Here is a 12,084-nt window from a genome sequence, read left to right as displayed (position 1 = left end):
CCCGCGCCCCTCAGGGGCGCTCGGCTGAGGGGGGACACCGGAGACGGCGTCCCCCCTCCGTATGAGGACAGTCGATGTACAAGATCTTCTTCCAGCTCGTCTTCCGGCGGATGGATCCCGAGGCCGCCCACCACCTGGCCTTCCGGTGGATCCGGCTGGCCGCTCGCGTGCCCGTGCTGCGCACCTTCGTCGCCGCCGCGCTCGCGCCCCGCTACAAGGAGCTGCGCACCGAGGCCTTCGGGCTGCGGATGCACGGGCCGTTCGGGCTCGCGGCCGGGTTCGACAAGAACGCCGTCGCGATCGACGGGATGGCGATGCTCGGCTTCGACCACGTCGAGATCGGCACCGTGACCGGCGAGGCGCAGCCGGGCAACCCGAAGAAGCGCATGTTCCGGCTGGTGGCCGACCGCGCGCTGATCAACCGCATGGGCTTCAACAACGACGGCTCGCTCACCGTCGCCGCCCGGCTGGCGACCCGTGAGCCCGTCTTCAGGACCGTCGTCGGCGTCAACATCGGCAAGACCAAGGCCGTACCGGAGGCCGAGGCGGTCCGCGACTACGTGAAGTCCGCCGAGCGGCTCGCGCCGTACGCCGACTACCTGGTCGTGAACGTGTCCTCGCCGAACACGCCGGGCCTGCGCGACCTCCAGGCCGTCGACCATCTGCGTCCGCTGCTGACGGCCGTGCGCGAGGCGGCCGACCGGGTCGCGGCCAACCGCCGGGTGCCGCTGCTGGTGAAGATCGCGCCGGACCTCGCCGACGAGGACGTCGACGCCGTCGCGGACCTGGCCGTCGAGCTGGGACTCGACGGCATCATCGCGACCAACACCACCATCGCGCGCGAGGGCCTCGGGCTGCGCTCCGGCGCCGAGCTGGTGGCGGAGACCGGAGGACTCTCGGGGGCGCCGCTGAAGACGCGGTCCCTGGAGGTGCTGCGGCGGCTGTACGCGCGCGTGGGCGACGAGATCGTCCTGGTCGGCGTCGGCGGCGTGGAGAACGCCGAGGACGCCTGGCAGCGCATCCTGGCCGGTGCCACGCTGGTCCAGGGCTACAGCGCCTTCGTCTACGAGGGGCCGTTCTGGTGCCGCGCCGTCCACAAGGGGCTGGCCGCCCGCCTGCGCACCAGCCCGTACGCCACGCTCGCCGACGCGGTCGGCGCCGATGTGAGGAAGACCGTATGAGCCCGTTGGAGCCCTTCGGCGCCCGGCTGCGCCGTGTCATGGACGAGCGCGGTCCGCTGTGCGTCGGCATCGACCCGCATGCCTCGCTGCTCTCCGAGTGGGGTCTGAACGACGACGTGGCGGGACTCGAACGGTTCAGCCGCACCGTCGTGGCGGCGGTGGCCGACCGGGTCGCGGTCATGAAGCCGCAGAGCGCGTTCTTCGAGCGGTTCGGCTCGCGCGGGGTGGCCGTCCTGGAGCGGGTGGTGCGGGAGGCGCGGGAGGCCGGGACGCTGGTCGTCATGGACGCCAAGCGCGGCGACATCGGCTCCACCATGGCCGGGTACGCGGAGGCCTTCCTCAGCAAGGACGCGCCGCTGTTCTCCGACGCACTGACGGTCTCGCCGTACCTCGGCTACGGATCGCTCAGCCCGGCCGTCGCCCTGGCCAGGGAGAGCGGGGCCGGCCTCTTCGTGCTGGCGCTGACCTCGAACCCGGAGGGCGCGGAGGTGCAGCACGCGGTGCGCGGCGACGGCCGGACGGTCGGCGCGACCATGCTGGCCCACCTCGCCGCCGAGAACACCGGGGAGGAGCCGCTGGGCTCCTTCGGCGCCGTGGTCGGCGCCACGGTCGGCGACCTCTCGTCGTACGACCTCGACATCAACGGTCCGCTGCTCGCGCCGGGCGTCGGTGCCCAGGGTGCGACGGCGGCGGATCTCCCCTCGGTGTTCGGGGCGGCGGTGCGCAACGTGGTTCCAAACGTGAGCCGAGGTGTTTTGCGTCACGGTCCCGATGCCGGGGCCCTCAGGGCGGCCGCCGAGCGGTTCGCGGGCGAGATCAGGGACGTCGTCGCAGGTGGCTGAGGACGGAGATGAGGGGCTCGGCGAGCGCTCCGGCGTTTCGCCGAGCGTGAATACACCCTCAAATCCGGGGCATTATGTCCGAAAAGTCTGGCCTCACGGAGGCTGACCAGGACTTTTCCGCTGTTCTCGCTGACTCCGGCGGACTTGCCCGCTAGTCTCCGAGCAGAGTCACGGGCAAGCGTGTTGCTCGTAGCTCCCCAGGTGTGGGGCGACTAGGTTCCTCACCGGTCCGTATCCGACAGATCGACATCCGAGGTGACGTAGGCGTGGCTCTTCCGCCCCTTACCCCTGAACAGCGCGCAGCCGCGCTCGAAAAGGCCGCCGCGGCTCGCCGGGAGCGGGCCGAGGTCAAGAATCGACTCAAGCACTCCGGCGCCTCTCTCCACGAGGTCATCAAGCAGGGCCAGGAAAACGACGTCATCGGCAAGATGAAGGTCTCCGCCCTGCTCGAGTCCCTGCCGGGCGTGGGCAAGGTCCGCGCCAAGCAGATCATGGAGCGACTCGGGATCTCCGAGAGCCGTCGGGTGCGTGGTCTCGGTTCCAACCAGATCGCGTCCCTTGAGCGCGAGTTCGGCAGCACCGGCTCCTGATCACCGGGCAGTCCGGGACGGCCGTCCCGGGCAGTCCGCGATTGCTGGAATAATCGCTGCATGGCTGCAACATTCCGGGGGACGACCCCCGAGCCCCCGGACGTACGTCCGCGGCTGACCGTGCTCTCCGGCCCCTCCGGGGTCGGCAAGAGCACGGTCGTCGCCCATATGCGCAAGGAACACCCCGAGGTCTGGCTCTCGGTGTCCGCGACCACCCGCAAGCCCCGCCCCGGCGAGAAGCACGGAGTGCAGTACTTCTTCGTCTCCGACGAGGAGATGGACAAGCTCATCGCCAACGGCGAACTCCTGGAGTGGGCCGAGTTCGCGGGCAACCGCTACGGCACCCCGCGCCAGGCGGTGCTGGAGCACCTGGAGTCCGGCGTGCCGGTGCTGCTGGAGATCGACCTCCAGGGCGCCCGCCAGGTCCGTGAGTCCATGCCGGACGGCCGGCTCGTGTTCCTGGCCCCGCCCTCCTGGGAGGAACTGGTGCGCAGGCTCACCGGACGGGGCACCGAGCCGCCCGAGGTGATCGCACGCCGTCTGGACGCCGCCAAGATCGAGCTGGCCGCGGAGCCCGAGTTCGACGAGACCCTGGTCAACACCTCCGTCGAGGACGTGGCGCGCGAGCTGCTAGCCTTGATGGACGTTGTGTGATCGTCGCTGATCATTCAGACTGAATCTTTCCCATCCATCGGAAGGCAGAGCGTGTCCTCTTCCATCACCGCGCCCGAGGGCATCATCAACCCTCCGATCGACGAGCTCCTCGAGGCCACCGACTCGAAGTACAGCCTCGTGATCTACGCGGCCAAGCGCGCCCGTCAGATCAACGCGTACTACTCGCAGCTCGGCGAGGGTCTCCTGGAGTACGTCGGTCCGCTCGTCGACACCCACGTCCACGAGAAGCCGCTCTCCATCTCCCTCCGCGAGATCAACGCGGGTCTGCTGACCTCCGAGGCCATCGAGGGCCCGGCGCAGTAGTACCTTCGCACTGCGGTTGACTTATCCACAGGCCCGGCAGCCGACTGCCGGGCCTGTGGTGTGAGATGGAGTCGTACGCCGGAGCCGGTGTGCGGGAGCCGAGTGCGGGGAGTGACGTGGACAAGCCGAAGGTCGTCCTGGGGGTCAGCGGCGGGATCGCCGCCTACAAGGCCTGCGAGCTGCTGAGAAGGTTCACCGAGTCGGGCCACGACGTCCGGGTCGTGCCCACCGCCTCCGCGCTGCACTTCGTCGGTGCCGCCACCTGGTCCGCCCTCTCCGGCCACCCCGTCTCCACCGAGGTCTGGGACGACGTCGAAGAGGTCCCGCACGTCCGGATCGGCCAGCACGCCGACCTGGTCGTGGTCGCTCCCGCCACCGCCGACATGCTCGCCAAGGCGGCCCACGGCCTCGCCGACGACCTGCTGACCAACACCCTCCTCACGGCCCGCTGCCCGGTCGTCTTCGCGCCCGCGATGCACACCGAGATGTGGGAGCACCCGGCCACCCAGGAGAACGTGGCCACCCTGCGCCGCCGCGGCGCCGTCGTCGTCGAACCGGCCGTCGGCCGGCTCACCGGCGTCGACACCGGCAAGGGCCGGCTGCCCGACCCGGGCGAGATCTTCGAGGCCTGCCGCCGGGTCCTCGCGCGGGGCGTGCGCGAGCCCGACCTGGCCGGCCGGCACGTCGTCGTCTCCGCGGGCGGCACCCGCGAGCCCCTGGACCCGGTCCGCTTCCTCGGCAACCGCTCCTCCGGCAAGCAGGGCTACGCCCTCGCCCGCACCGCCGCCGCCCGCGGCGCCCGGGTGACGCTGGTCGCCGCCAACACCACCGGTCTGCCCGACCCGGCCGGCGTGGACGTCGTCCCGGTCGGCACCGCCGTGCAGCTGCGGGAGGCCGTGCTGAAGGCGGCCGCCGACGCCGACGCCGTGGTCATGGCCGCCGCCGTCGCCGACTTCCGCCCCGCGGTCTACGCGGCCGGGAAGATCAAGAAGAAGGACGGACAGGAGCCCGAGCCGATCGTCCTGGTGCGGAATCCGGACATTCTCGCGGAGATCTCGGCCGACCGGGCGCGGCCCGGACAGGTGATCGTCGGCTTCGCCGCGGAGACCGACGACGTCCTCGCCAACGGCCGCGCCAAACTGGTCCGCAAGGGCTGCGACCTGCTCGTGGTGAACGAGGTGGGCGAGCGCAAGACCTTCGGTTCCGAGGAGAACGAGGCCGTGGTGCTCGGCGCCGACGGCAGCGAGACACCGGTGCCGCACGGGCCCAAGGAGGCCCTCGCCGACATCGTGTGGGATCTGGCCGCGGCCCGATTGGGTTAACTTTTTCCGGCCGTCTGTCAACTTTCCCGCCCGCCACATTAGGGTGCGGGGGCCCTGTTCAACGCCGCCGCCCATTGGGCAGAATGCCCGTGCCGCAGGTCACAGCACTTCCGAGTGTCGAGACAGGTGGGCCTGGGGCAAGGTACGACCGATAAACTGTTCTCGGACGATGCCGGGCGCAGCTCCCCGTGTCGTCCGCCAATGATCAGCCAGCAGCCGCTGCAACCCCAGGGAGCGTTGTGTCCCGTCGCCTGTTCACCTCGGAGTCCGTGACCGAGGGTCACCCCGACAAGATCGCTGACCAGATCAGCGACACCATTCTCGACGCGCTTCTGCGCGAGGACCCGACCTCCCGGGTCGCCGTCGAGACGCTGATCACGACCGGCCTGGTGCACGTGGCCGGCGAGGTCACGACCAAGACGTACGCGGACATCGCGACGCTGGTCCGCAACAAGATCCTCGACATCGGCTACGACTCGTCCAAGAAGGGCTTCGACGGCGCTTCCTGCGGTGTGTCGGTGTCGATCGGCGCGCAGTCACCGGACATCGCGCAGGGCGTGGACAGCGCGTACGAGAACCGGGTCGAGGGCGACGAGGACGAGCTCGACAAGCAGGGCGCCGGCGACCAGGGCCTGATGTTCGGCTACGCGACCGACGAGACCCCGACCCTGATGCCGCTGCCGATCTTCCTCGCGCACCGGCTGTCCAAGCGCCTGTCCGAGGTCCGCAAGAACGGCACCATCCCCTACCTGCGGCCCGACGGCAAGACGCAGGTCACCATCGAGTACGACGGCGACAAGGCCGTCCGCCTCGACACGGTCGTCGTCTCCAGCCAGCACGCCTCGGACATCGACCTGGAGTCGCTGCTCGCCCCCGACATCCGCGAGTTCGTCGTGGAGCCCGAGCTCAAGGCCCTGCTGGACGAGGGCATCAAGCTCGACACCGAGGGCTACCGCCTCCTGGTCAACCCGACCGGCCGCTTCGAGATCGGCGGCCCGATGGGCGACGCCGGCCTGACCGGCCGCAAGATCATCATCGACACCTACGGCGGCATGGCCCGGCACGGCGGCGGCGCCTTCTCCGGCAAGGACCCGTCCAAGGTCGACCGTTCCGCCGCCTACGCCATGCGCTGGGTCGCCAAGAACGTCGTCGCGGCCGGCCTGGCCTCCCGCTGCGAGGTCCAGGTGGCCTACGCGATCGGCAAGGCCGAGCCCGTCGGCCTGTTCGTGGAGACCTTCGGCACCGCCAAGATCGACGCCGAGAAGATCGAGAAGGCGATCGACGAGGTCTTCGACCTGCGTCCGGCCGCGATCATCCGCGACCTCGACCTGCTGCGCCCGATCTACGCGCAGACCGCGGCCTACGGTCACTTCGGCCGTGAGATCCCCGAGTTCACCTGGGAGAAGACGGACCGCGTGGACGCCCTGCGCAAGGCCGCCGGCCTCTGATCCGCACGCACGACGCGCGTCGGCTCCCGTGCCCACCGTCCGGTGGGCACGGGAGCCGACGCCGTTCGGGCCCGGGACGCGGGACACGCGGCCGATGTCAGAGGCGTTTGGTAGGAATGCAGGTGTGAGCAGCGAGGACGAACACGGGGGCGGGGGCGCCGAAGGGGCGCCGCCGGAGCAGCTCGCGCTCATCCGGGAGAGCGTCCGGGAGGCCAGGGTGCCGCGCGCCAAGCCGCGGACCTGGCGGGGTGCCGCGCTCGCCGAGCGGCTGCCGGTCGCCCGGGTGCTCGTGGACAAGGGCGTGCTCCATCTCGACCGGTACTTCGACTACGCCGTCCCGGCCGAACTGGACGCCGACGCACGGCCCGGAGTGCGGGTGCGGGTGCGGTTCGGGGCCGGCCGGCACCGGGTGCGGGACGGGCGCCGCGAGGGCGGCGGGCTCATCGACGGGTTCCTCGTGGAGCGGCTCGACGAGTCCGACTACGCGGGACCGCTGGCCGCGCTGGCCCAGGTGGTCTCGCCCGAGCCGGTGCTCAGCGCGGAACTGCTGCGGCTCGCCCGGTCCGTCGCCGACCGGTACGCGGGGAGCCTCGCCGACGTGCTGCAGCTGGCGGTGCCGCCGCGCAGCGCGCGGGCGGAGAAGCGGCCGTCCGCCGACCCGCTGCCGCCCCCGCCGGCACCCGGCGCCGGATCCTGGACGCGCTACGAACACGGCGCCGCCTTCGTCGAGGCGCTGGCCTCCGGCGGCGCACCGCGTGCGGTGTGGAACGCCCTGCCGGGGCCCGAATGGAGCCGGGAGACCGCCCTGGCCGTCGCCGCCACGCTCTCCTCGGGACGCGGCGCGCTGGTCGTCGTACCGGACGGGCGGGCCGCGGCGCGGGTCGACGCGGCGCTGACCGAGGTCCTGGGCGAAGGGCGGCACGCGCTGCTCACGGCCGACGCCGGGCCCGAGAAGCGGTACGCGCAGTGGCTCGCCGTCAGCCGTGGCGCGGTACGGGCGGTGGTGGGGACGCGGGCCGCCATGTTCGCGCCGGTACGGGACCTCGGGCTGGTCGCGATCTGGGACGACGGGGACGACAGCCACAGCGAGCAGCACGCCCCCCAGCCGCATGCCAGGGACGTGCTGCTGCTGCGCGCCGCCCTGGACAAGTGCGGCTTCCTGCTGGGCGGTTGGAGCTGCACGGTGGAGGCCGCGCAGCTCGTGGAGAACGGCTGGGCACGGCCCCTGGTGGCGGGCAGGGAGCAGGTGCGGCGGGCCGCTCCGCTGGTGCGGACCGTCGGCGACGGCGACCTCGCGCGGGACGAGGCCGCCCGTGCGGCCCGGCTGCCGACCCTCGCCTGGCAGGCCGTCCGGGACGGTCTGCGGCACGGTCCGGTGCTGGTGCAGGTGCCCCGGCGGGGATACGTGCCCCGGATGGCCTGCGACCGGTGCCGGGCCCCGGCGCGCTGCCGGCACTGCGCCGGTCCGCTGGAGGCGCGGGACGCCGGGGCGCTGGGGTGCGGTTGGTGCGGGCGCGCCGAGAGCGACTGGCACTGCACCGAGTGCGGCGGCTTCCGGCTGCGGGCCCAGGTGGTCGGTGCCCGGCGGACCGCCGAGGAACTGGGCCGGGCGTTTCCCGCCGTGCCCGTACGGACCTCGGGGCGCGAACAGGTGCTGGACACGGTCCCGGGGACGCCGGCGCTGGTGGTGAGCACACCGGGCGCCGAGCCGGTCGCCGAGGGCGGCTACGCGGCCGCCCTGCTGCTGGACGGCTGGGCGATGCTGGGACGGCCCGACCTGCGGGCCGGTGAGGACGCGCTGCGGCGGTGGATCGCGGCCGGGTCGCTGGTGCGGCCGCAGGACGCGGGCGGCACCGTGGTCGTCGTCGCGGAGCCGACGCTGCGGCCGGTGCAGGCACTGGTGCGCTGGGACCCCGTCGGACACGCGGTACGCGAACTCGCCGAGCGGGCCGAGCTGGGCTTTCCGCCGGTGTCGCGGATGGCGGCGGTGTCGGGTCCGCCGGAGGCGCTCACCGAGTTCCTCGCGACGGCCGAACTGCCGCCGGACGCGGAGCTGCTGGGGCCGGTTCCGGTGCCCGTGGCACGGGCCGGGGCACCGCGGCGGGCCGGGGCGCCGCCGCCCGGCGAGCACTGGGAGCGGGCGCTGGTGCGGGTGCCGCCGGGGAGCGGCGGCGCGCTGGCGGCCGCCCTGAAGGCGGCTCAGGCCGCGCGGATGGCACGGGGGAACGGCGAGGCCGTGCGCGTGCGGGTCGATCCGCCCGACATCGGGTAACGGCGCGGGCCGGGCGGGCGGCTGCCCTCCCGGAGGCACGCCGGGAGGGCGGGCGGGGCCTGCGTCCGGAGGTCAGCCGTTGCGCGGGCCGGGAAAGGCCGTCGGCCTGACCTCCTCGCGCAGGGTCGGGCTGCCCGCGGTCGGCTGGGTCGGCATGGAGCGGGCGGCCGGGACGGTGGGGACCGTGGGCAGCGCCGGGACCGTGTCCAGCGTGCGGGTGCCGGACGGCTCGGTGGCGTGCTCGGTCTCGGCGGCCGGCGCCGACGGGGCCGCGGCGCGGCGGGCGCCGTAACGGCGGTGCACCGCCTGCTTGGTCACGCCGAGCGCGGAGCCCACCGCGTCCCACGAGAAGCCCAGCGAGCGGTCGAAGTCCACGGCGGCCGTGACCAGCGTCTCGACGCTGTCCCGGAGCTCCTGGGCGAGGCGGACCGTCGGGGCGGGAGCGCGTCCGTAGACGACGAAGCCCGTGGAGGGGCCGGAGCGGCGCGGGCGGTAGACGTTGCCCAACTGGGCGGTGAGCGTGCGCAGTGCGTCCACCTGCCGGCGGACCCGCTCGATGTCCCGCACCAACAAGTGCAGGCTGGCCCGGGCCTGGGCGTCGTGGGTTGCGTTCTCGGCCATGAACAAGCCTCTCGAACCGGCGTTGAAAGGAACGGGCCGCGCAAGCGGCCCGGTGTGGTCAACTCTTCCTTGACCAACGCGTGGGCGCGCGGCTGGTCACGGTGTGGGGGCGTGTGGGCATATGCGTACGCCGTGTTCTTCCGCCCGCGCACCGCCCGTTCGGTCGGCCGGGGCCGTGCCGTCGGCGGGGGTGTTCGCCGTCGGCGGCGCGCGGTGCGCGGCATAGACTTGCGTGTCGCCCGTGTCCGTCGTGTCCGAGAGGCCCTCACTCGCCCATGAAGCTCGTCTTCGCCGGTACCCCCGAAGTCGCCGTCCCCGCTCTGGACGCCCTCATCGCCTCCGGGCGGCACGAGGTCGCCGCCGTGGTCACGCGGCCCGACGCACCGGCCGGGCGGGGCCGCAGGCTGATCGCCTCTCCGGTGGCCGAGCGGGCGATGGAGGCGGGCATCGAGGTGCTGAAGCCGCTCAAGCCGCGTGATCCGGAGTTCCTGGAGCGGCTGCGGGAGATCGGGCCGGACTGCTGCCCGGTCGTGGCCTACGGCGCGCTGCTGCCCCGGGTCGCCCTCGACGTGCCGGCCCACGGGTGGGTCAACCTGCACTTCTCGCTGCTGCCCGCCTGGCGCGGGGCGGCTCCGGTGCAGCACTCGGTCATGGCGGGCGACGAGATCACGGGCGCGTCCACCTTCCTGATCGAGGAAGGCCTCGACTCCGGGCCCGTCTACGGGACCGTCACCGAGGAGGTGCGGCCCACCGACACCAGCGGCGACCTGCTGACGCGGCTCGCGTTCGCCGGGTCGGGGCTGCTGGCCGCCACCATGGACGGCATCGAGGACGGCACGCTCAAGGCCGTGCCGCAGCCCGCCGACGGTGTCACCCTCGCGCCGAAGATCACCGTCGAGGACGCCAGGATCGACTGGTCGGCGCCGGCGCTGCGGGTCGACCGGGTGGTGCGCGGCTGCACTCCCGCGCCCGGCGCCTGGACCACCTTCCGCGGGGAGCGGCTCAAGCTGATCCAGGTCGCGCCGGTGCCCGAGCGGACCGACCTGGCGCCGGCCGAGATCGCCGTGGGCAAGAACAGCGCGCACGTGGGGACCGGTTCGTACGCCGTGGAGCTGCTCTGGGTGCAGGCCCAGGGCAAGAAGCCGATGCGGGCGGCGGACTGGGCGCGCGGCGTGCGCATCGGCGCCGGCGAGACCCTCGGCGACTGAGCCGCCCCTTCCCGGCCGCGGCCTTCCGGGGCGTCCGGCGTACGCTGGAAGGCCGCACCTCTCCCATGTCCGGAGCACCTTTTTCGTGAGCCAGCAGTCCCGGGGGCCGCGTCGGCCCGCCAAGCCCTACCGCCGTCCCCAGAAGGACCCCGTCCGTCTCCTCGCCTTCGAGGCGCTGCGCGCCGTGGACGAGCGGGACGCCTACGCCAACCTCGTCCTGCCGCCGCTGCTGCGCAAGGCACGCGAGAAGGAGGGCCCCGACCGGTTCGACGGCAGGGACGCGGCCCTCGCGACCGAGCTGGTCTACGGGACGCTGCGCCGGCAGGGGACGTACGACGCGGTCATCGCCGCGTGCGTGGACCGGCCGCTGCGCGAGGTCGACCCGCCGGTCCTCGACGTGCTGAGCCTCGGCGTGCACCAGCTGCTCGGCACCCGGATCCCGACGCACGCCGCCGTGTCCGCCTCCGTGGAGCTGGCCCGGGTGGTGCTGGGCGACGGCCGCGCCAAGTTCGTCAACGCCGTGCTGCGCAAGGTCGCGCAGGACGACCTCGACGGCTGGCTCGCGAAGGTCGCGCCGCCCTACGACGAGGACCCCGAGGACCATCTCGCCGTCGTGCACTCGCACCCGCGGTGGGTCGTCTCCGCGCTCTGGGACTCGCTGGGCGGCGGCCGGGCCGGGATCGAGGACCTGCTGTCCGCCGACAACGAACGGCCCGAGGTGACGCTGGTGGCCCGGCCCGGCCGCGCCACCACCGCGGAACTGCTCGACGAGGAGGCGGCCGTGCCGGGGCGCTGGTCGCCGTACGCGGTGCGGCTCAGCGAGGGCGGCGAGCCCGGCGCCGTCGAGGCCGTGCGGGAGGGACGGGCCGGCGTGCAGGACGAGGGCAGCCAGCTGGTGGCCCTCGCGCTCGCCAACGCGCCGCTGGACGGCCCGGACGGCACCTGGCTCGACGGGTGCGCCGGGCCCGGCGGCAAGGCCGCGCTGCTCGCGGCGCTCGCGGCGGAGCGCGGGGCGGTGCTCCTCGCGTCGGAGAAGCAGCCGCACCGGGCGGGCCTGGTGGCGAAGGCGCTGCACGGCAATCCGGGGCCGTACCAGGTCATCGCCGCCGACGGCACCCGGCCGCCGTGGCGTCCCGGCACCTTCGACCGGGTCCTGATGGACGTCCCCTGCACGGGTCTGGGCGCGCTCCGGCGGCGCCCGGAGGCGCGCTGGCGCCGCCGGCCCGAGGACCTGGACAACTTCGCCCCGCTGCAGCGCTCCCTGCTGCGCACCGCGATCGACTCGGTGCGGGTCGGCGGTGTCGTCGGCTACGCCACCTGCTCGCCGCATCTCGCCGAGACCCGTGCGGTGGTCCAGGACGTGCTCAAGCAGCGCCCGGAGACGGAGCTGCTGGACGCGCGCCCGCTGCTGCCGGGCGTCCCGGACCTCGGCGAGGGCCCTGACATCCAGCTGTGGCCGCACGTGCACGGCACGGACGCGATGTATCTCGCTCTGATCCGGCGGACCGGCTGAGGGCGCCTGCCGGGAGGCGCGGTCGGGCAGCGCCCCGAAAGGGGCGCGATCAGCTCCCACCGGCGGGTGGCCGGGGCCCGGCCGCGACCACCCCGGAACCCCACGCGGC

At 73.4% G+C, this 12,084-nt stretch carries 11 protein-coding genes; 10 read left to right on the top strand and 1 reads right to left on the bottom strand.

Annotated elements, in window-relative coordinates:
• Positions 1–74 precede the first annotated feature (74 nt).
• The 8 genes from ACIQOE_RS30060 (at position 75) to ACIQOE_RS30025 (ending at position 8,633) form a co-directional block, all read left to right on the top strand.
• Positions 75–1,181 carry a quinone-dependent dihydroorotate dehydrogenase gene (locus tag ACIQOE_RS30060; RefSeq protein WP_401414827.1) on the top strand — a complete coding sequence of 369 codons (1,107 nt, stop codon included), beginning with the start codon at positions 75–77 and terminating at the stop codon, positions 1,179–1,181.
• Positions 1,178–2,023: an orotidine-5'-phosphate decarboxylase gene (gene pyrF, locus ACIQOE_RS30055; protein ID WP_351320100.1), complete on the top strand. Its 846-nt coding sequence runs from the start codon at positions 1,178–1,180 to the stop codon at positions 2,021–2,023. Before ACIQOE_RS30060 ends, pyrF begins: the two co-directional genes overlap by 4 nt.
• A gap of 266 nt (positions 2,024–2,289) precedes the next feature.
• Positions 2,290–2,613 carry an integration host factor gene (locus ACIQOE_RS30050; protein ID WP_003977346.1) on the top strand — a complete coding sequence of 108 codons (324 nt, stop codon included), beginning with the start codon at positions 2,290–2,292 and terminating at the stop codon, positions 2,611–2,613.
• 60 nt (positions 2,614–2,673) lie between these two features.
• Positions 2,674–3,267 carry a guanylate kinase gene (gene gmk, locus ACIQOE_RS30045; protein ID WP_351320098.1) on the top strand — a complete coding sequence of 198 codons (594 nt, stop codon included), beginning with the start codon at positions 2,674–2,676 and terminating at the stop codon, positions 3,265–3,267.
• A gap of 51 nt (positions 3,268–3,318) precedes the next feature.
• Entirely contained in the window at positions 3,319–3,591 is a 273-nt protein-coding gene (gene rpoZ, locus ACIQOE_RS30040; RefSeq protein ID WP_039649019.1) for a DNA-directed RNA polymerase subunit omega, read from the top strand.
• 116 nt (positions 3,592–3,707) lie between these two features.
• Positions 3,708–4,913, top strand: coding sequence for a bifunctional phosphopantothenoylcysteine decarboxylase/phosphopantothenate--cysteine ligase CoaBC (gene coaBC, locus ACIQOE_RS30035; RefSeq protein ID WP_351320096.1), 1,206 nt, complete (start codon positions 3,708–3,710; stop codon positions 4,911–4,913).
• A 239-nt stretch (positions 4,914–5,152) separates the two neighbouring features.
• A complete protein-coding gene (gene metK / locus ACIQOE_RS30030; RefSeq protein WP_351320094.1) occupies positions 5,153–6,361 on the top strand; it encodes a methionine adenosyltransferase in 1,209 nt (402 codons plus the stop codon).
• 94 nt (positions 6,362–6,455) lie between these two features.
• Positions 6,456–8,633, top strand: coding sequence for a primosomal protein N' (locus tag ACIQOE_RS30025; RefSeq protein WP_401414824.1), 2,178 nt, complete (start codon positions 6,456–6,458; stop codon positions 8,631–8,633).
• Positions 8,634–8,705: 72 nt separating this feature from the next.
• Here ACIQOE_RS30025 and ACIQOE_RS30020 read toward each other — a convergent pair whose 3' ends face one another.
• Positions 8,706–9,254, bottom strand: coding sequence for a hypothetical protein (locus tag ACIQOE_RS30020; protein WP_365558144.1), 549 nt, complete (start codon positions 9,252–9,254; stop codon positions 8,706–8,708).
• 275 nt (positions 9,255–9,529) lie between these two features.
• Between ACIQOE_RS30020 and fmt the strand changes: the two genes are divergently transcribed.
• Together fmt and ACIQOE_RS30010 are read left to right on the top strand one after the other, a co-directional pair.
• Positions 9,530–10,462, top strand: coding sequence for a methionyl-tRNA formyltransferase (gene fmt / locus ACIQOE_RS30015; RefSeq protein ID WP_351320088.1), 933 nt, complete (start codon positions 9,530–9,532; stop codon positions 10,460–10,462).
• A gap of 85 nt (positions 10,463–10,547) precedes the next feature.
• Positions 10,548–11,975 carry a transcription antitermination factor NusB gene (locus ACIQOE_RS30010; RefSeq protein WP_351320086.1) on the top strand — a complete coding sequence of 476 codons (1,428 nt, stop codon included), beginning with the start codon at positions 10,548–10,550 and terminating at the stop codon, positions 11,973–11,975.
• Positions 11,976–12,084 lie beyond the last annotated feature (109 nt).

This window comes from Streptomyces sp. NPDC091282, from assembly GCF_044757385.1.
Taxonomy (GTDB): Bacteria; Actinomycetota; Actinomycetes; order Streptomycetales; family Streptomycetaceae; genus Streptomyces; species Streptomyces gramineus.
This window is presented reverse-complemented; position numbering and strand designations above follow the sequence as displayed.

Coding starts and splice junctions, on each gene's coding strand:
- ACIQOE_RS30060 (WP_401414827.1), top strand. CDS start 75: ATGTACAAGATCTTCTTCCAGCTCGTCTTCCGGCGGATGGATCCCGAG.
- pyrF (WP_351320100.1), top strand. CDS start 1,178: ATGAGCCCGTTGGAGCCCTTCGGCGCCCGGCTGCGCCGTGTCATGGAC.
- gmk (WP_351320098.1), top strand. CDS start 2,674: ATGGCTGCAACATTCCGGGGGACGACCCCCGAGCCCCCGGACGTACGT.
- ACIQOE_RS30025 (WP_401414824.1), top strand. CDS start 6,456: ATGTCAGAGGCGTTTGGTAGGAATGCAGGTGTGAGCAGCGAGGACGAA.
- ACIQOE_RS30020 (WP_365558144.1), bottom strand. CDS start 9,254: ATGGCCGAGAACGCAACCCACGACGCCCAGGCCCGGGCCAGCCTGCAC.
- fmt (WP_351320088.1), top strand. CDS start 9,530: ATGAAGCTCGTCTTCGCCGGTACCCCCGAAGTCGCCGTCCCCGCTCTG.